The sequence below is a fragment of the Lentzea sp. NPDC003310 genome (assembly GCF_040610935.1).
Classification (GTDB): domain Bacteria; phylum Actinomycetota; class Actinomycetes; order Mycobacteriales; family Pseudonocardiaceae; genus Lentzea.
In genome coordinates this window covers 190,459-209,646 of record NZ_JBEXNC010000009.1, presented here as the reverse complement: position 1 = coordinate 209,646, position 19,188 = coordinate 190,459, and the positions used below count along the sequence as shown (strand labels likewise).

Below are 19,188 nucleotides of genomic sequence, written 5' to 3'. Positions count from 1 at the left end.
CGTCGTGACGAGCCTACTTGGGCCAGGTGACCGGCCGGGGCTCGACACCGTCAGATCACAGTGGGGCCGCCACGCCTGTCGTCTGAATCGTGCCAGACGCTCTGCGTGCTCGACAGGGGCTCGGCGGGGAGATCCAGTCGGAGGAGCTCCAAGACTTCGGCACGGGCGCCGTCCGCCCGCCCGATGACCAGCTGGAGCGCTTCCCGCAGGCCGCTCGCGAAGACGACCGTCCCCTCCGCCCCCACGTGCAGGACCTGCCGCTCGTACCCGGCGTCGCCAGTCAGGTGGAACCGGCCTCCGGCGGAGTCCACGGCGAGCAGCTCCAGCGGGGGCTCGGAGTCGATCGCCGCGTCGTCGGTCGCACGCACGTCGAAGCCGAAGCCGGCGAGCAGCTCCCGCACCCGCGCGTTCTCCCGCACGGCCACCAGGAGTTCGTCGGTGCGCCTCGCCCAGCTGATGTCCTGCCCGGTCAGCCCGAACTCCCGCACCACCGCCCGGTGGACCAGTTCGTGGTCCGCCGCCTCCTCGACGTAGACCGCCGTGCCCCGCATCGACCTGGACTCGGTGTACCGCACCAGGCCTACCTGCCCGAACGACGTCGCCAGCACGGCGAACCTCACCGGCCCCAGTTCGTCCACGTCCTCGGTGAAGACGAACCCGTACCGCTGCGCCAGCTCCTCCCACTCGAACCGCACCAGCAGCAGCGGGACGTGGTCGGTCGCCGCCCAGTCGGCTGTCGCCACCTGCTCAAACACGACGGACCGGCAGGTGCTTGACGCCGTTCTGGAAGTTCGACCGCAACCGGCTGACCTCGCCGTCGAACTCCAGCACGCCCGGCAGGTCCAGCACGGCGTCGAACACGGCCCTCATCTGCGTCCGCGCCAGCTGCGCGCCGAGGCAGAAGTGCGGCCCGTGCCCGAAGCTCAGGTGGTCGGCCTCCCGCCTGCCCACGTCGAACCGGTCGGGCGCGGTGAACGCCCGCTCGTCCCGGTTCGCCGAGGAGAACCACACCACGACCTTGTCCCCCGCCCTGATCTCCTGCCCGGACAACGAGGTGTCGGCCACGCACGTGCGGCGGAAGTGCATGACCGGCGTCCACCAGCGCAGCATCTCCTCCACCGCGAGGGGGAGCAACGACCGGTCGGCGCGCAGCCGGGCGTACTGGTCCGGGTGCTCCAGCAGGGCGATCATGCCGCCGGGGATGCCGTTGCGCAGGGTCTCGTTGCCCGCCACGGAGAACAGCCAGAAGAGGTTCTCGAACTCCTCCAACGAGATGTCCTCGCGCATGAGGTTGCTCATCACGTCGTCGCCGGGGTGCCGACGCTTGTGCGAACCCAGCGCGTGCGCGTAGGCGTAGAGGTCGGGCATGCCGTCGCGGGCGCGCGGGTCGCGGCCGTCGTCGGGCCGGAGTTGGAGCGCCTCCAAGGCCATGTCGGTCATGCCTGCGGTGGAGCTGGACGACAGCGCGTACTCGGTGTCCTGGAAGCCGATCACGCGGTTGCTCCAGTCGTAGAGCAGCGCTCTGTCCTGGCGCGGCACGCCGAAGACGTCGGCCAGGGTCAGCAACGGCAGGTCGGCGACGTCGTGGGCGAAGTCCCCGGAGAGCGCGGCGACGATCGCGCGGGCGTTCGCGCGGATGCCGTCCTCCAGCCGGGCCACGGCCCGCGGCGTGAAGGCCTTGGTCAGCATGCGCCGCAGGCGGGAGTGCTGTGGCGGGTCCTGGTTGAGCATCATGCGCTGGACGTAGGCCAGGTCGGCGGGCGCGGGGTCGCGGATCTGGGTGGCGCCGCGGTGCGACGAGAACGTTCCCGGCGAGCGCAGGACCGTCTTGACGTCCTCGTGGCGGAACACCGCCCAGAAGTCGTCGATCCGGACCACGTTCTCCTCACGCAACCGGGTTAGTGCGTCGTGCGGGACTCCCGAGGTATACGTGTCCGGGTCGACGATGAGGTCGGCATCGGTCCTGGGCATAGAACGGATTCTGACGTGCTTCATGTCGAACGTGGTGGGAACGGGCCGTTGCTGGTGCTGCTGCACGGGCTGGGCGCGACCGGCGAGGTGTGGCACGACGTCGTGGAGGGCTGGTCCGGCAGCTGGCTCGCGCCCGACCTGCCCGGTCACGGGCGCAGCGGGCGGCTCGACCGCTACTCGTTCGGCTCGCTCGCGGCGGCCGTGGCGGAGGTGGTGCCGCGCGAGCCCGTCATCGTCGTCGGGCACTCGCTGGGCGGCGTGGTAGGGCTGGCGCTCGCGAGCGGGTGGTTCGGCGTCGACGTGACCACGTGCGTCGGCGTCGGGATCAAGGTGCAGTGGACCGACGAGGAGCTGCAGAAGGCGGCTGCGCTCGCCGGGAAGCCCGCGAAGGTGTTCGCCACCAGGGAAGAGGCGGAGGAGCGCGCCGCGAAGATGGCCGGTGTGCCACTGCGGCGCGGGGTGTCCGAAGTGGACGGTGGCTGGACGCCGTCGCTCGACATGAGGGCCTTCGGCGTGGGCCGGCCGGACATGCCCGGACTGATCATGGCCGCGCAGGCCGAGGTCGTGCTGGCGGCGGGCGAGAACGACCCGATGAGCCCTCAGGACCACCTGAAGGAGCTGGTGCCCGAGCCGGTCGCGTTCCCCGGCGCGGGCCACAACGTGCACGTCGAGTCGCCCTCGTCGCTGCACACCGTGCTGGCTCAGCTCGCGACGTAGCCGCCGTCGGCCGTGATCACCGAGCCGGTGATGAAGCTCGACTTCTCGGAGGCCAGGAACAGCACGGCCTCCGCGATCTCCTCGGGCTGGCCGACGCGCTGCAGCGGCAGGTCCTTCGCGATCGAGTCGAACACCTCACCGGCCTCCGACAGCGCCTTGTCCGTGGCGACCGGGCCGGGCGCCACGGAGTTCACGCGCACGCCGGCCGCTCCGAACTCGGTGGCCCACGAGCGGGTCAGCGCGTCCATCGCGGCCTTGGAAGCGTTGTAGACGGAGCCCACCGGGGTCCCGACCACGGCCGCGATCGACGAGACGTTGACGATCGAGCCCCTGCCCTTCGCGACCATCGCCGGGGCGAGGGCGGCGGTGAGGAAGTAGGTGCCGCGCACGTTCACGTCGAACACCTGCTGGTAGGTCTCGAGCGACTGCTCGGTGGTCGGCGAGAACGGGAAGATGCCCGCGTTGTTCACGAGCACGTCGACCTCGCCGACCTCCTGCGCGAGCTTGCGGACGTCGTCGACGCTGCCGATGTCCGAGACGATGAAGTGACCGGTGCCGCCGGCCTTCTCGATGAGCTCGACGGTCTCCTTGCCGAGCTCGGCGCGGCGGCCGGTGACGTAGACGGTGGCGCCCTCCTCCGCGAGCTTGACCGCGATCGCGCGGCCGATGCCCGAGGTGGCTCCGGTGACGAGTGCCTTCTGGTTCACGAGAGTCTTGGTTGACATGTCTACGAACGTGCCCGCCCCGCGTGGTCGAGCCGTGAATTCCGGATGAATCAGCTGGTCGTGAGCAGTGTGCGGGTGCCGAAGTACATCTGCACGTACTTCGGCAGGCGGTACCGGCCGAGCACCAGCGGTTCGATCAGGTGCACGTCCGCGAGCGACTCGAGCAGGACCTCGATGCGCGCGATCTCGCCGCCGCTCATCTCCGCGGCCTCGCACACGTTGATCACGTCCGACTCCCGGCGGGCGAAGCACCGCAGCACGTGCCGCTGCTCCTCGGTCAGCTGCGCGTCGGCCTTCATGATCGGCGCGAGCACGGCCCGGCAGTCGGACGGCATGGCGTCGCCCAGCACGGTCTCGCGCTCCATCTGCCGCAGCAGCATGGCGAGCGTCCAGGTCGGGCGGCCGCTCAGCTTGCCGCCGAGCACGCGGATCGGGTTCGGCAGGTGCGTGACGCGGTCGAGGACCTCGTCGGCCTCCGCCTGCTCGGCGGCGATCCGGGCGGGGTCGAGGACCTTGCGGAAGAGCTCCGCCGCCTCGGACGGGGTGAGGCCCGCGATCTTCAGCCACGTCACGCCCGGCAGCTCGTTCAGCCGGCGCACGCTGGTGAGGATCATCGCCGTGCCCGGCGAGTGGAGGTCGCGCAGCTGCGCGGCGTCCCGCACGTCGTCGACGACCACCAGGAACCGCTTGCCGCGCGCCTTCTCCCGCCACAGCGCGGCCTTGTCGCCGACGGGGTTCTCGACGCCGACCGCACGCAGCAGCTCCCCCGCGACGTCGGCGGACCGCACGACGATCTGGCCGTCGGGGAAGCGGCGCCGCACCAGGTGCCCGATCCGGGTGGCGAGCACGGTCTTGCCGCTGCCGTGCATGCCGGTGATCCCGACCGTGCCGGGCAGGGCGTCGAGGGCCTGCGCGATCTCGGCCCGGCGGCCGGTGAAGTCGGCGAGGTCCGGCGGCAGCTGTTCCGGCCGGCGGGACAGGTGCAGGTCGCCGCGCAGGATCCGCGCGTGCACCTCGCGCAGCTCGGGACCGGGTTCGAGGCCGAGCTCCTCATTCATCAGCGTGCGCGCCTCGTGGAACAGCTCCAAGGCCTCGGCCTGCCTGCCCTCGCGGTAGAGGGCGTGCATCAGCAACGCGCGCGGGCGTTCCCGGAGCGGGTAGGACGCGACGTGCTTCTGCAGCTCCAGGACGTCGAGCTCCCGTTCGAGCCACTCCTCGCGCGCCTTGAGCCGGTGCTCGGCGAGCCGGACCCGCTGCCCCTCGAAGTACGTCCCTTGGAGGCCCTCCAAGGGCTCGCCGCGGCAGTCGTCGACCAGCTCGGCCCGGACCGTGTAGCCGCCGTCCTTCGACCTCAGGTCGAGCTCGGGGAGCGCTTTGCGGATCTTGTACGTGTACGTCCGCAGCGCCACGACCGCGCTCGGCGTCGGGTCGTCCCAGACCATGCCGATCAGCTGGTCGTTGCTCAGGCGGATGCCGTTGTTCAGCAGCAACGCCGCGAGGACCGCCCGCTGCTGACGCGGCCCCAGGTCGATCTCCTCGTCGTCGCGCCAGGCTCGTACCGGACCCATCAGTGAGAAGCGCAGGCTCATGCAACGAGTCAACGCTCGTGCACATTCCGTGCTTCCCGTCTCGGCCTCTGTCCTCTGTGGTGCCGTCGCTCGTTCAGGTCCTGTCGCCCGGACGGCAGTCGAAGAACGCGCCCGGGGTGGGTACCGTTGATCGAATGACGGACGGCACCTTCGAGGCGTTTCGGAAGGCCGAGGCGTTGATGGCGCAGCGCAGGCCCCTCGACGCGCTGCGCGAGCTGAGGCAGGTGCTGGACGAGGCCGGCGAGGCGCCGTCCGTGCAGCTGCTGGCCGGCCGGGCCTATCTCGGATCAGCGCAGCTCAACCGGGCCGAAGAGGCGTTCCGCAAGGTGCTCGACCTCGACCCGAGCGACCACTACGCGCGGTTCGCGCTGGGCAAGACGTTGCAACGGCAGGGCCGCCTCCCCGAGGCGCTCGCCCAGCTCCGGATGGCGGTGGCGATGCACCCGTCCCCGGAGTACCAGGAAGCGCTCGGCGAGGTCAAAGCCCGGCTGGCCCTGGGGAACTAGCTCCCGAAGAGCGTGTCGCCCCAGAACCCGCCCTCCTTCACCCCCGGCGGCACGGCGAAGTGCCCGGAGCCGGTGTGCTCGACGTACTCCATCATGTCGTCCTTTGTGGACAGCGCCTGCTGCATCGGCACGAACTGGGTGCGGCTGTCCCGGTTGAACGCGACGAAGAACAGGCCCGCGTCGAGGTGGCCGAGGCCGTCCGAGCCGTCGGTGAAGTTGTAGCCGCGGCGCAGGATCCTGGCGCCGTTCAAGGACTCCGGTGACGCGAGCCGGATGTGCGCGATGTCGTTGATCAACGGCACCCCGCCCGCGCCCTTGACGTGCAGGTCGGGTTCGTCGAACTCCTTCGCCTGCCCGAGCGGCGCGCCCTCGCCCTTGGTGCGGCCGACGATTTGCTCCTGCTCGACCAGCGAGGTGCGGTCCCAGATCTCGATGTGCATGCGGATGCGGCGCGTCACCAGGTACGTGCCGCCGACGAGCCAGTCCGGGCCGTCCTCCTCCGCGACCCACACGTGGTTCCTGAGGTGGTCGGTGTCCTCGGCCTTGATGTTGCGGGTGCCGTCCTTGAACCCGAACATGTTGCGCGGCGTGGCCTGGTCGCGCGTGGTCGACGAGGTGCGGCCGAAGCCGAGCTGCGACCAGCGGACCGCGACCTTGCCGAACCCGATCCGCACCAGGTTGCGGACGGCGTGCACCGCGACCTGCGGGTCGTTCGCGCAGGCCTGGATGCAGATGTCGCCGTTGCTGCGGGCGGGGTCCAGGTCGTCCTTCGGGAAGCGCGGCAGGTCGATCAACCGCTCGGGCTTCTTCGCAGCGAGCCCGAAGCGGTCGTCGAAGAGCGACGGCCCGAAGCCGATCGTGATCGTCAGCGCGGACGCCGGCAGGTCGAGCGCCTCGCCGGTGTCCTTGGGCGGCGCCTCGGCGTTGCCGCCGACCGCGCCGTTCTCCGCGGCCTCCTGGCCCGCCGTCATCCGTTCCGCGGCGACGGTCCACTCCTTGAGCAGGGCGACCAGTTCGGCGCGGCTCTTCGTCTTCACGTCGAGCGCGACGAAGTGCATGTGGTCCTGCGCGGGCGTGGTGATGCCGGCCTGGATGTCGCCGCGGAACGGCACCTTGGCCGCCGCGACGTTCTCGACCTCGGGCGAGGCCTTGGTGGCGAGCACACCGGCGGCGGCGCCCGCGCCCGCGAGCGCCACCCCGGCGCCCGCGAACCCGAGGAGCCTGCGCCGGGGAACTCCCGCGCTCACTTGGCCGACACCACTTCCGCGACCTTGCTGACCGGCTCGCCCAGCGCGTCGACGGCCTCGGCGAGCGCCTTGACCTCGTCCTGCGTGAGGTCGGTGTAGAGCTTGAAGCCGTCGCCCTTGCGCTGCTTCTCGAGGGCCTCGTCCAGCGCCTTGAACTTCTCGTCCAAAGTGGACACGAGCGCCTTGTCCTTCTGCTCCACGACGGGGCGCAGCGCGGCGATGGCGGCCTGCGAGCCGTCGACGTTGGCGCGGAAGTCCCAGAGGTCCGTGTGCGAGTAGCGGTCTTCCTCGCCGGTGATCTTGCCGGTGGCGACCTCGTCGAGCAGCTCCTTGGCACCGTTGGCGAGCTGCAGCGGCGTCAGTTCGACGGACTTCGCCTTGGCGACGATCTCCTTGACGTCGACGAGCAGCTGGTCCGCGATCTTGTCGGAGTCGGCCTGCAGCCCGGACTCCCAGAGGTCCTTCTCCAGGCGGTGGTAGCCGGTGAAGGCCATGCCTTCCTCGATCACGTCCTCGCGGCCGTCGATCTTGGGGTCGAGGTCGCCGAAACTCTCCGCGACGGGCTCGATGCGCTCCCAGTAGGTGCGCGAGACGGGGAAGAGCGCCTTGGCGTCGTCGACCTTCTTGGCCTTGACGGCGTTGACGAACTCCTCGGTCTTCACCAGCAGCTGGTCGGCCTGCGAGTTCACGTAGCGCTGGTAGCTCTTCGTCGCCTCGGCGAGCAGCGCGTCGCCGTCGGTCGACTTCTTGCTGTCCCCGGTGACGGTGAAGTCGCCGCGGATGCCGTCGCCCTTCATGCCGGGCTTGCACGCGGTCTGGAACTTGCCGGACTCGGTGACCTCGACGATCAGCTTGCGGGTGAGGCCCGGCCCGATGTTCTCGACCTCGCCGAGGATGCGGTCGCCTTCGGCATAGAGGTAGAACTCGGTCACCTTGGTGCCCTTGTTGGTCACCTCGAACGTGACGTTGCCGGTGCTCGCGTCGGTCTTCGCGACCTTGCAGGCGTCGTCGCTCGCCTCGACCGCGATGTTCCCGCTCGCCGCGGTCGTGCCGCCGTTGCTGCTGCACGCCGCCAGCACCGCGAGAGAACCCAGGATGACTGCTGCCTTGCGCACGGTTGCTCCAGTTGATCAGTTGGCCACGGCGGCGCGACGGCGCGGCCGGATGAGGAACAGGGACAGGACGACCCCCACGTAGGCGACCCACGCGACGGCCTGCAGCACGGACGTCCGCTGCGAGTAGTTGAAGAAGCCCTTGAGCAGCGCCCCGTACCAGGAGTCCTCCGGCAGGGTGTCGCTGATGTCGAACGCGAGCGTGTTCAGCCCCGGCAGGATCGCGGCCTCCTGCAGGTCGTGGATGCCGTAGCTGAGCACCCCGGCCGCCACGAACACGAGCAGCACACCCGTGACGGTGAAGAACTTGCCGAGGTCGAACCGGATCGCGCCCTGGTAGAGAAGTGCGGCGATCACCACAGCAACCCCGATGCCCGCCAGGAACCCGATCAACGGCTCCGCGGTTCCACCACCGGCCGCCTGCACGCTGGAATAGAAGAAAACCGCCGTCTCGAGCCCTTCCCGCCCAACAGACAAAAGGGACACGACGACAATGGCGAAAGGTCCGATTTTGAGTGCTTCATCCATTTTGCCGCGCAGCTCGGCGGCAATGGTCTTGGCCGCCTTGCGCATCCAGAAGATCATTCCCGTGACGAACGCGACCGCGATGATCGACATCGTCCCGCCGAACGCTTCCTGCTGCTCAAACGTCATGCCGGCAGCACTGAACGTGATGATCGCACCCGCCGCCACGGACAGCGCCACCGCGGTCGCGACACCCACCCAAACCCACTTGAGCGCGTACCGCCGATCGGTCTTCACCAGGAATGCGATCAGGATGCTGACGACGAGCGCGGCCTCGAGCCCTTCCCGCAGCCCGATGAGCCCATTGGCGAACAACATCCCGAGGCCTCCAGAAATTAGGTCGGCCTCATTTAAGGTAAGCCTCACCTGAATGTCCAGCGGCCACCAGTGCCGGTTTCATCACTCTTCACTCCGTCACGGACCGAGCGGAGCACGTAGCCTGGGTGCCGTGGTCCCGCCGCCGACTCTCCAGGAACCCGCCCGCCGCAACCGCAACGGCAACGTCTTCGGCCGCATCGTCCTGGTGCTGCTGTTGATAGTCGTGGTCGCCGCGGGCGCCTGGGGCCTGGGCGCCCTGAACCGCCGCGACGCCGCTCCCCTGGGCCCGCCACCGTTCCTGGTCCCGATCCAGGACGTGGAACCAGGAGCAGCCCCTCCGGGCAACGCCGCCTCCCCCGGCACCGCCGAGACGGCGAACCCGCTGTCCGACTGGGCCACGAGGGTCGCCTCGAAGACCGACATCCCGGCCCGAGCCCTGAACGCCTACGCGCAAGCGGACCTGACGATGCAACGCGAGGCCCCGGCCTGCCGCATCAGCTGGGCCACCCTCGCGGGCATCGGCAGGATCGAGTCGCACCACGGCAACATCAACGGCGCCCGCCTCCAGGAGAACGGCCTGCCGTCCCGCCCGATCATCGGCATCCCGCTGGACGGCGGCCCGGGAGTGAAGGCGATCCGAGACACCGACGGCGGCCGCCTGGACGGCGACACGACGTGGGACCGGGCGGTGGGCCCGATGCAGTTCATCCCGGGCACCTGGAACCGCTGGGCGAAGCGAGCGGCAGGCGACGGCCTCCCGGCAGATCCGCAGAACATCGACGACGCGGCCCTGACGGCGGCGCGCTACCTGTGCGGGGGCGGGGCACGCGACCTCGGCACCGGGCAGGGGTGGTGGGCGGCGGTGCTGACCTACAACAACTCGGTGGAGTACGGGCAGAACGTGTTCAGCGGAGCGGACGCGTACGCGCGGGCGAGCATCCCGCAGTAGACCTGAGAATGGGGCCGGGGCCAGGCGGAAGCACGGCCCCGGCACCCTCTCTCAGACCCCCGCCGAGGCCGTGGACAGGTCCGCGGCAGGGGAAGTCACCTCGACGGAGACCTCAGGCTCCACAACGGTTTCCTCGTCGCCAGGAGGCAACGACCGGTCGCACGGCGGCTCGGGCGTGGTCACCGGCGGCGTGACGACGGGAGTGGTGACGACAGGGTCCTCGGCCCGAGGCCTGGACGAGGGTGGAGCCTCGACGGAAGGCTCGGGCGCCACGGACACCGGCGGCGGTGGCGCGGTCTCCACAGTGGACACGACGGCCGAGGACGCGGTCACCACGGGCGACTCGGACGGGACCGGCTCCTCCTCGACAGGAGGCTCGTTCCGTTCCACCACACCGGGTTTCGCCGCAGCGGAAGACCGAACGGTCTCGGTGACGGTGGTCCCCACCACCCGAGTGGAAGTAGCGGTCCGAGCAACAGCCTCCCGAGCCGCCCCCTGGACCACCACCGTCTCGGTGACGGTCGACAACGACACCGCCGTCTCGAACGGCTCCGTCCACCACGACGACGTGGGACGGGCGGAAGGCGGCGCGGCCAACGGCGCCTCGGACGGTGACCCCGTGAAGGCGATCAACGCGAACATGCCGCCCAGCGCCAGAAACGGCACCACGACCACGGCCCCGAAGCACCCGCGTCCACTGCGCGGCTCTTCACGGTGACTCATCTCCAGCACACCCCCGAACGGTGAGGACTGTTCCACCTGGTTGATCGTCCACATGGAACAGTCCGTCACAGTTCTTTAGTCACACGATGGGGTGTTCACGACAGCGGCGGCAACTCCGGAGCGTGAGCGGCTGGCGAAGACGAAAGGGTTTCCAGTGCCAGCGAAACGGCCTTCTCCAGCTGCGGGTCGCGGCCGGAAACGCGGTCCGCAGGCGTCATGACGACCTCGATGTCCGGGTCGACGCCGTAGTTCTCCACCGCCCAGCCGTGGCCGGCGAAGTACGACGCGTACCTCGGTTGGGTGACCATGGTGCCGTCGACCAGCGAGAACATCATGTCGATGCCGATGACGCCGCCCCACGTCCGCACGCCCACCACGGGGCCGATGCCGAGCTCCTTGATGGCCACGTTGACGATGTCGCCGTCGGAACCGGCGAACTCGTCGGCGACCGCCACGACCGGGCCGCGCGGGGCGTCCTGCGGGTACGACTCGGAGGCCGTGTAGCCGCGGGCCACGGACCAGCCGATGACCTTGCGGCCCAGCTTCTCGATGACCAGCTGCGAGGTGTGGCCGCCGCCGTTCTCGCGGACGTCGAGCACCAGGGCCTCGCGGGTCAGCTCCAGGCGCAGGTCGCGGTGCAGCTGCGCCCAGCCGGCGCCCATCATGTCCGGCACGTGCAGGTAGCCCACACGGCCACCTGACTTCTCGTGTGTGTACGCGCGGCGGTTCGCGACCCAGTCGTGGTAGCGCAGTGGCTCCTCATCGGCCAGAGGGACCACCACGACCCGACGCAGTTCGCCACCACCACCGGGGCGCACGGTCAGTTCGACGGGCTTGCCCGCGGTGCCGACGAGCAACGGGCCGGGGCCGGCCAGTTCGACCGGTCGGCCGTCCACGGCGACGAGGACGTCTCCCGCGCGCACGGCCACTCCCGGCGCGCACAGTGGCGAACGGGCGTGCGGGTCCGACGTCTCGCCCGGGATCACGCGCTCCACGACCCACGCGCCGTCGACCCGTGCGAGGTCGGCGCCGAGCAGGCCCTGGCGGCGGGACGACGGGACGTGCGGGCCCGAGCCCCAGACGTACGCGTGCGAGGTGCCCAGTTCGCCCTGGACCTCCCACAGCAGGTCGACCAGGTCGTCGTGGCTGCCGACCTCGGCGACCAGCGGGCGGTAGCGGTCGAGCTCGCCCTGCCAGTCGACGCCACCCATGTCGGTGCGCCAGAAGTGGTCGCGCATGAGGCGGCCGTTCTCGGCGTACATCTGCGCCCACTCGAGCGCCGGGTCGACGACGACCCGCACACGCGCGAGGTCGATCTCCACGTAGTCGGCCGAGTCCTCGTCGGCCTTGCTGTCGGTCGGCACGACCCGCAGGTCACCGCGGTCCTCGACGACCATCCGCTTGCCGTCGCCGGACACCGCAAACGCTTCCGCGCTGTCCGCGAGGCACTCGGTCTTCTGCTTGGTGAAGTCGTAGCGCTCCAGCACCGTGCGCGGCGGGCGGGCGTCGGGCGTCGCCAGGTTGTCGCCCAGCACGCCGAGCAACGGCCGCCGCAGCCACAGCAGGCCACCCCGGGCTGCCTTCAACGCGATGTAGTCGGCCGCGGCGACCGGCACCGGGACCACGCGGTCGGCGAGGCCTTCGAGGTCGACCTTCGTCGCCGGCTTCTTCTCGTCGTCGTCCTCGGAGTCCTTGTCCTCGTCGCCGACCGGGCGCCCGCCGTGCATCGGCGCGAACGGCGACGGCGTGGTGGCGGCCAGCGGCACGACGTGCGGACGGCAGCCGGTCGGGAACGACAGGTCGAACACGTGCGCGTCGTAGACCGGGTCGAACGTCCGGATCGACAGGAACGCGAGGTACTTGCCGTCCTCGGTGAACGTCGGCGCGAAGTCGGCGAACCGCAGCGGCGTCACGTCGACGACGGACAGGTCGACCGCGTTCACCATCTTGATGTGCCGCAACGGGTTCGGGCCGGGGTGCGACCACGCGAGCCACGCCGAGTCCGGCGAGAACGCGAGGTGCGTGACGTGCGCGTTCGCCCCGCGGACGACCTCGCGCACCTCCCCGGAGGCCACGTCGACCAGCAACAACCGGCCGTCGTGCGTGGCGACGCCGACGCGCGAGCCGTCCGGCGCGGCGGCCAGCGACATGACGCGGCCGAGCCGGCCCGAGGCCACCCGGCGGGCCGTGTTGCCCGGTTCGACGCCGCCGACGGGCGCGATCTCCAGCGCCTCCTCGCCCTCGACGTCGGTCACCCAGACCACGTGCCCGGTCTCGCCGAGCACCTTCGGCAGCCGGGCCCGCACGTCGGAGCGGTCGGCCAGCACGCGGACGGGGCCGTCGCGGTGCGTCACCCAGTGCACGGAGCCGCGGACCTCGACCGCCGACGCGCGACCGGTGTGGTCGACGCTGAACGACTCGACGTTGCCGGAGGCCTTGACCCGGTGGGGCTGCACGCCGGTGCGCGGACCGCCGAGCTTGATGTCGAGCTTGCGCAGGTCGTCGAGGCCGTCGAGCAGCCACAGCTCGCCGGCCTGGTGGAAGATCACGCGCGAGCCGTCGGTGGAGGCGTTGCGGGCGTAGAACTCGCCCTCGGTGTGGCGGCGCAGGTCCGTGCCGTCCGGCAGCACCGAGTACACGCTGCCGACGCCCTCGTGGTCGGACAGGAAGGCGATCCGGCCGTCGACCCACATCGGGTTCGACAGCGACGACTGCAGGTCGGAGAGCACGCGGACGAAGTCGCCGGAGCCCTCGGTGTCCACCCAGAGCTTCCCGGCGGTGCCACCGCGGTACCGCTTCCACCAGGCGGGGTCCTGCATGTAGCTGGAAGACGCGACGACCTGGCCGTCCGGGCCGAACGACACGTCGTTGACCCAGCCGTACGGCAGCACCTCGGACGGTCCGCCGTCAAGCGGGACGGCGTGCGCCTGCTTGCGGTGGCGCGACATCTGTCCCGTCGTCGAGACGGCGAGCACCCGTCCGTCCGGTGTCCAGCCGGACACGGCCGTCCTGGCCACTCCCCAGTGCGTCAGCCGGCGTGCGGGGCCACCGTCCACAGGCGCCACGCGCACTTCCGGCGCTCCGTCGAGGAAGCTGCCCCAGGCCAGGTGCGTGCCGTCGGGCGAGAACCGGGGTGTCCGGGCGGGCACCTGGTCGGCGGACGCGCGCCAGGCCCTTCCTCCGTCGACGGGCGCGAGCCACACGTCGTCCTCGGCCACGAACGTCACCAAGTCACCGCGCAGGTGCGGGTACCGCAGGTAAGTCACGAGATCGACGTTAGCCCACGCCCACCGTTTCAGGAGGGGAAAAAACGCCGCCAGTCTTCAGCCGCAAGCGAATCAAGACCTTCGGCCTTCGCCTTGGCCTCGGCGTCCCGCACGTTCGCGGCGAACCGGCGGGACGTCTGGCGCAACTCGGTCTCCGGGTCCTCCCCGGCGAGCTTGGCCAGCGCGGTCACGGCGAACAGCGTCGTACCCGTGTCGTCGCCCTCCGGCAGCAGGTCGACGGGGAAGCCGGCGCGTTTGGTGCGCTGCACCAGCTTCGCGGCCAGCGCCACGGCGGGTTGCCCCAGCGCGACACCGTCCACACTGGACTCGCGCTGCTTCTCGACCTGCTTGAGCTCCTCCCAGCGGTGCTGCTGCGAGGTCGCGTCGTGCACGGCGGGGTCGCCGCCCTCGAAGACGTGCGGGTGCCGGCCGACGAGCTTCGCGACCAGTTCTCCCGCCACGGCGTCGATGTCGAACGGGTCGGCGGCGTCCTCGGCCGCGACGCGGGCGTGGAACAGCACCTGCAGCAGCACGTCGCCGAGCTCCTCGCGCATCGCCGCGCGGTCGCCGTCCTCGATCGCCTCCAGCAGCTCGAAGGTCTCCTCGACGAGGTACTGGCGCAACGAGTCGTGCGTCTGCTCGGCGTCCCACGGACAACCGCCCGGCGAACGCAGCCGGTGCATGACCGCGGCCGCGTCGAGCAGCCCGGCCCCCAGCGGTTCCGGCGTCGTGATCACGGACGCGTCCGGGTAGGCGGACGCATCGGTCGTGATCACCACCGCGCCGGCCTCCGGGACGGCCGGCACGGGTCCGTCGACGCCGAGCTCGCCCCAGAACTCCAGGGGCACGCCCTCGCCCGCGTAGACGGCCTTCGCGGCGCGCAACGCGGGCAGGGCGGCAGCGGGCAGCACGGCTCCGAGCCGCTCGCTGAGGACGACGACGGTGATCAAGACTTGTTCTTGGTCGCGGTCTTGGCGACGAAACCGGCGCGCTCGCCGGGGTTGCCGACGACCTGCGCGTTGGTCGGGTCCCACACGCCGTAGCGGGGGTTGACCTCGATGGTCGTGTCCGCGGTCAGGTACTGGGCGATCCGCAGGCCGAACGCCGCGAGCAGCTGCGGGTCGATGCGCTCGATCAGGTCCTCCTCACCGGGGACCGGCGAGACGGTGTTGCGCTCCTTGACCAGCGCGACCATCCAGCTGGACTGCTGCTCGTCGGCCGGGAAGGCGACGACGGTGCCGGGCTGCACGCCCCACAGCATCGTGTGCACCAGCGACGGGTTCTCGGTCACGCGGACCTTCTGGTTCGTCGCCGAGGCCTGCTGGCCACCCGTGGTGCGCGGGGCCTCCTGGATGAACCGCGACATCTTGGAGGCGTCGGCCGCGACCTCGGCCGCCTTCTCCCTGGCCTCCTTCGGGTCCTGGACCTGGAAGAAGTCGATGACGACCTGCAGCGTGGAGAGGTTGCGGCGGGCGAGCTCCCCCATCACCAGCACGTCGCGCTGACGGCGGTAGATCGTGGTCTCGTCCTGCTCGCTCTGCTTGGCGGCCGCCTCGGGGCCACCCTTCTCCTTGATCGCGTCGTACACCTTGGTCTCGTCGACCGTGATGTTCTCGCGCTGGGCCGCGGCGGCCGCGATCTGGTGGGTGATCTCGTCCGCCACCACTAGCTTCGAGACCTGGTCGAGCTTGCCCTGGTCCTGCATCTGCTGGGCGGCGGGCTCCTTCTTGAGCACCTTCACGGTGCGGTCCTGGACGGTCTCCAGGCTGATCGTCTGGTCACCGACGATCGCGGCCGAACCGGCCTTGGCAGGTCCGGTGCCACACCCGGTGGCGAGGAGCGCCACAGCCACACCGACCAGCGAGAAACGCTTCAGAACAGTGCTCACGAGGATCTACCCTCTCACGCCGTGGTGACTCCGGTCACGGGAGTCCCCGCGAGTGAGTCGAGGAACGCAGCGCACCAGTCCAGCAGCTCCTGGTCACGCAGCTGCGGTGCACCCATCCGGCCGCCCGCTGCTCCCTCCGTCGGCCTAGGCACGGTGACCGTGCCCATCGCCTGCTTGTAGACCGCCTTCGGGAAGAGCCGGCGCAACCTGACCAGCTGCGAGTCCTTCAGCTCCAGCTTGGCGAACCGCAGGTTCTGGCCCATCGCGATCACCTCGGTGACCCCGTGGCGGCGGCACGCGTGGCGCAGGCGGGCGACGCCGAGCAGGCGCTCGACCGGCTCCGGCGGCGTGCCGTAGCGGTCCTTGAGCTCTTCCCAGACGGACGTCAGCGCGGCCTCGTCGGAGGCGGCCGCGATCTTGCGGTAGGCCTCCAGCCGCAGCCGCTCGCCCGGCACGTACTCGTGCGGGATGTGCGCGTCGACCGGGAGGTCCACCCGCACCTCGGCGAGCTCCTCCTCCTCGGTGCCCTCCGCGCCGGCGTGCTTGCGGAACGCCTCGACGGCCTCGCCGACCAGCCGCACGTAGAGGTCGAAGCCGACGCCCGCGATGTGGCCGGACTGCTCGGCGCCGAGGATGTTGCCGGCGCCGCGGATCTCCAGGTCCTTCATCGCGACGGCCATGCCGGCGCCGAGCTCGGTGTTCTGCGCGATCGTCGCGAGCCGGTCGTGCGCGGTCTCGGTCAGCGGCGTCTCGGACGGGTACAGGAAGTACGCGTACCCGCGCTCGCGGCCACGGCCGACGCGGCCGCGCAGCTGGTGCAGCTGGGCGAGGCCGAGCAGGTCGCCGCGTTCGACGATCAGCGTGTTGGCGTTGGAGATGTCGAGACCGGTTTCGACGATCGTGGTGCAGACGAGGACGTCGAACTCGCGTTCCCAGAAGCCCTGGATGATCTTCTCGAGCCTGTCCTCGTTCATCTGGCCGTGCGCGGTCACGACCCGCGCCTCCGGGACCAGCTCGCGGATGCGGCGCGCGGCCTTCTCGATCGACGAGACCCTGTTGTGCACGAAGAAGACCTGGCCGTCGCGCAGCAGCTCGCGGCGGATCGCGGCACCGACCTGCTTGTCGTCGTACGCGCCGACGTAGGTGAGGATCGGGTGCCGTTCCTCCGGCGGGGTCAGGATCGTGGACATCTCGCGGATGCCCGCGAGCGACATCTCCAGCGTGCGCGGGATCGGCGTCGCGGACATCGTGAGCACGTCGACGTGCGTGCGCAGCGCCTTGATGTGCTCCTTGTGCTCCACGCCGAACCGCTGCTCCTCGTCGACGATCACGAGGCCGAGGTCCTTGTACCGCACGGACTTCTGCAGCAACCGGTGCGTGCCGATCACGATGTCGACCGTGCCGTCCGCGAGACCGGCGACGGTCTGCTCGGACTCCTGCGGGTCGGTGAAGCGGGACAGGCCCTTGACGTTCACCGGGAACTGGCGCATGCGCTCGGCGAACGTGTTGAGGTGCTGCTGCGCCAGCAGCGTCGTCGGCACCAGCACGGCGACCTGCTTGCCGTCCTGCACGGCCTTGAACGCCGCGCGGACCGCGATCTCGGTCTTGCCGTAGCCGACGTCACCGCAGATGACGCGGTCCATCGGGACGCCGCGCTCCATGTCGGCCTTGACCTCGTCGATCGCGGCCATCTGGTCCTGCGTCTCGGTGAACGCGAACGCGTCCTCCAGCTCGCGCTGCCAGGGCGTGTCGCTCGCGAACGCGTGGCCGGGCGCGCTCTGCCGGGCCGCGTAGAGCTGCACGAGCTCGGCCGCGATCTGCTTGACCGCCTTGCGCGCCTTGGACTTCGTGTTCTTCCAGTCGCTGCCGCCGAGCTTGTTGAGCGTGGGCAGTTCGCCGCCGACGTACCGGCTGACCTCGTCGAGCTGGTCGGTCGGCACGAACAGCCGGTCGCCGGGCTGGCCGCGCTTGGACGACGCGTACTCCAGCACCAGGTACTCGCGGGTGGCGCCGGCGACCGTGCGCTGGACCATCTCCACGTACTTGCCGATGCCGTGCTGCTCGTGCACCACGAAGTCGCCGGCCTTGAGCGCGAGCGGGTCGACCGCGTTGCGCCGCTTGGACGGCATCTTGCGCATGTCCTTCGTGGACGTGCCGCCGCGGCCGCCGGTCAGGTCGGTCTCGGTGAGCACCACGAGCGCGAGGTCGGGCAGCACGAAGCCGTCCTCCAGCGCGCCGCGCACGACCGTGACCATGCCCGCTTTCGGTGCCTCGTCGAGGGATTCGACGCAGACCGCGGGGACCTCGGCCTCCTTGAGCCGTTCCTCGGCCCGGTGCGCGGTGCCCGCGCCGGGCACGACCAGCACGGCCGAGCCGCCGGTCGCCGTGTGCGCCTTGAGGTCGGCGAACGCCCTCTCGACGTCGCCGGAGTAGGCCTCGACCGGCTTGACGTCGAGGTGCACGACGTCGCTCGCGTCGGTCGTCAGCTGGCTGAGCGTCCACCAGGGACGGTCGTTCGCCCTGGCCTGCTCGGAGATCTCGCCGATGCCCTGGTACGCGCTGCGGCCCAGGTCGATCGGCGCCTTGCCGCCACCGGCCGCCGCCATCCACGACGCCTCGAGGAACTCCTGCCCGGTGCGGACGAGGTCGGCCGCGCGGGCCCTGATCTTCTCGGGGTCGTTCAGCAGGACGTGCGTGCCGGGCTCCACGACCTCGGTGAGCAGCTGCAGCTCACCGGGGCAGAGCGCGGGGATGAGCGCCTCCATGCCCTCGACCGCGATGCCGCCGGAGATCTTCTCCAGCATCTCGGCCAGGTGCGCGTCGGACTGGTGCTCCTCGGCCAGCGCGGCCGCGCGCTGCTTCACGTCCTCGGTCAGCAGCAGCTCGCGGCACGGCGGCGCGACGAACTCGGCGACCTCCTCGGGCAGCGACCGCTGGTCCTGCACGGAGAACGGCCGGATCTCGCTGACCTCGTCGCCCCAGAACTCGACGCGGTACGGGTGCTCGGCCGTGGGCGGGAAGATGTCGAGGATGCCGCCGCGCGTCGCGTACTCGCCGCGCTTCTCGACCATGTCGACGCGGCTGTAGGCGTTCTCGGCGAGGCGGGTGACCAGCTCGACGAAGTCCTGCTCCTCGCCGACCTTGAGGTGCACGGGCTTGAGGTCGCCCAGACCGGGCGCCATCGGCTGGATGAGGCTGCGGACTGTGGTGACGAGGACCTTGACCGGGTTGCCCTCGGGGTGCCGGAGGCGGCGCAGCACCTGCAGGCGCGCGCCGACCGTGTCCGCGCGGGGGCTCAGGCGCTCGTGCGGCAGCGTCTCCCAGCTCGGGAAGAACGCGACCTTGTCCGGGCCGATCAGGTCGCGCAGGACGTTGGTCAGCTCCTCGGCCTCGCGACCGGTGGCGGTGACGGCCAGCACGGGCCGGACCGTCGACAGCGCGGCGGTGACGAGCGGACGCGCGGCCAGCGGGCCGTCGAGCGCCAGCTCGGGCACGCCGGCCGAGTCGATCAACGTGCGGAGGGCCTTGTCGGGCAGGACACCATCGAGCAGGCCGAGCAGCGGCATGTGAGAAACCCCGGTCGAGTGCGGAACGGCGGACGAAGTCGCGACGCCGGACAGACCCCTGCCTGGGACGAGGGGTCTCACCACCC

The 19,188-nt window shown here is 70.6% G+C and carries 15 protein-coding genes; 3 read left to right on the top strand and 12 right to left on the bottom strand.

The window, feature by feature from the left end; translation table 11 throughout:
- Positions 1 to 50: 50 nt before the first annotated feature.
- Positions 51 to 743 (bottom strand): hypothetical protein, encoded by a 693-nt coding sequence (locus tag ABZX02_RS20130; RefSeq protein ID WP_355300092.1) that lies wholly within the window; start codon positions 741 to 743, stop codon positions 51 to 53.
- A 4-nt stretch (positions 744 to 747) separates the two neighbouring features.
- Entirely contained in the window at positions 748 to 1,971 is a 1,224-nt protein-coding gene (locus tag ABZX02_RS20125; RefSeq protein ID WP_355300091.1) for a cytochrome P450, read from the bottom strand.
- A gap of 15 nt (positions 1,972 to 1,986) precedes the next feature.
- Here ABZX02_RS20125 and ABZX02_RS20120 point away from each other — a divergent pair, with 15 nt between their 5' ends.
- Complete coding sequence (locus tag ABZX02_RS20120) at positions 1,987 to 2,688, top strand: alpha/beta fold hydrolase (protein ID WP_355300090.1); 702 nt, start codon at positions 1,987 to 1,989, stop codon at positions 2,686 to 2,688.
- Here ABZX02_RS20120 and ABZX02_RS20115 read toward each other — a convergent pair.
- Both ABZX02_RS20115 and ABZX02_RS20110 read right to left on the bottom strand, forming a co-directional pair.
- On the bottom strand, positions 2,673 to 3,413 hold the full coding sequence (locus tag ABZX02_RS20115; RefSeq protein WP_355300089.1) for an SDR family oxidoreductase: 741 nt from the start codon (positions 3,411 to 3,413) through the stop codon (positions 2,673 to 2,675). The two genes, ABZX02_RS20120 and ABZX02_RS20115, sit on opposite strands and share 16 nt — an antisense overlap.
- Before the next feature lie 50 nt (positions 3,414 to 3,463).
- Complete coding sequence (locus tag ABZX02_RS20110) at positions 3,464 to 5,002, bottom strand: BTAD domain-containing putative transcriptional regulator (RefSeq protein ID WP_355300088.1); 1,539 nt, start codon at positions 5,000 to 5,002, stop codon at positions 3,464 to 3,466.
- Positions 5,003 to 5,136: 134 nt separating this feature from the next.
- Between ABZX02_RS20110 and ABZX02_RS20105 the strand changes: the two genes are divergently transcribed.
- A complete protein-coding gene (locus ABZX02_RS20105) occupies positions 5,137 to 5,508 on the top strand; it encodes a tetratricopeptide repeat protein (RefSeq protein WP_191305703.1) in 372 nt (123 codons plus the stop codon).
- On the opposite strand, the gene efeB is transcribed toward ABZX02_RS20105, so the two are convergent.
- The 3 genes from efeB to efeU are packed head-to-tail and all read right to left on the bottom strand — an operon-like array spanning position 5,505 to position 8,710.
- Positions 5,505 to 6,755, bottom strand: a complete 1,251-nt coding sequence (gene efeB, locus ABZX02_RS20100) for an iron uptake transporter deferrochelatase/peroxidase subunit (protein WP_355300087.1) — start codon at positions 6,753 to 6,755, stop codon at positions 5,505 to 5,507. The genes ABZX02_RS20105 and efeB overlap by 4 nt on opposite strands.
- A complete protein-coding gene (gene efeO, locus ABZX02_RS20095) occupies positions 6,752 to 7,870 on the bottom strand; it encodes an iron uptake system protein EfeO (RefSeq protein WP_355300086.1) in 1,119 nt (372 codons plus the stop codon). Before efeO ends, efeB begins: the two co-directional genes overlap by 4 nt.
- A 15-nt stretch (positions 7,871 to 7,885) precedes the next feature.
- Positions 7,886 to 8,710 (bottom strand): iron uptake transporter permease EfeU, encoded by an 825-nt coding sequence (gene efeU / locus ABZX02_RS20090; RefSeq protein ID WP_355300264.1) that lies wholly within the window; start codon positions 8,708 to 8,710, stop codon positions 7,886 to 7,888.
- A 130-nt stretch (positions 8,711 to 8,840) separates the two neighbouring features.
- Here efeU and ABZX02_RS20085 point away from each other — a divergent pair, with 130 nt between their 5' ends.
- Positions 8,841 to 9,659 (top strand): lytic murein transglycosylase, encoded by an 819-nt coding sequence (locus tag ABZX02_RS20085; RefSeq protein ID WP_355300085.1) that lies wholly within the window; start codon positions 8,841 to 8,843, stop codon positions 9,657 to 9,659.
- Between the two features lie 51 nt (positions 9,660 to 9,710).
- Here ABZX02_RS20085 and ABZX02_RS20080 read toward each other — a convergent pair whose 3' ends face one another.
- The 5 genes from ABZX02_RS20080 to mfd form a co-directional block, all read right to left on the bottom strand.
- The gene (locus ABZX02_RS20080) at positions 9,711 to 10,382 is read right to left on the bottom strand and encodes a hypothetical protein (RefSeq protein ID WP_355300084.1); all 672 of its coding nucleotides are present in this window, start codon (positions 10,380 to 10,382) and stop codon (positions 9,711 to 9,713) included.
- Positions 10,383 to 10,477: 95 nt separating this feature from the next.
- Positions 10,478 to 13,648 (bottom strand): PDZ domain-containing protein, encoded by a 3,171-nt coding sequence (locus ABZX02_RS20075; RefSeq protein ID WP_355300083.1) that lies wholly within the window; start codon positions 13,646 to 13,648, stop codon positions 10,478 to 10,480.
- A 29-nt stretch (positions 13,649 to 13,677) separates the two neighbouring features.
- Positions 13,678 to 14,598: a MazG family protein gene (locus ABZX02_RS20070; protein ID WP_355300082.1), complete on the bottom strand. Its 921-nt coding sequence runs from the start codon at positions 14,596 to 14,598 to the stop codon at positions 13,678 to 13,680.
- Positions 14,595 to 15,536, bottom strand: a complete 942-nt coding sequence (locus ABZX02_RS20065) for a hypothetical protein (RefSeq protein ID WP_355300081.1) — start codon at positions 15,534 to 15,536, stop codon at positions 14,595 to 14,597. Before ABZX02_RS20065 ends, ABZX02_RS20070 begins: the two co-directional genes overlap by 4 nt.
- Before the next feature lie 14 nt (positions 15,537 to 15,550).
- Positions 15,551 to 19,102 carry a transcription-repair coupling factor gene (gene mfd, locus ABZX02_RS20060; protein WP_355300263.1) on the bottom strand — a complete coding sequence of 1,184 codons (3,552 nt, stop codon included), beginning with the start codon at positions 19,100 to 19,102 and terminating at the stop codon, positions 15,551 to 15,553.
- Between the last annotated feature and the right edge of the window lie 86 nt (positions 19,103 to 19,188).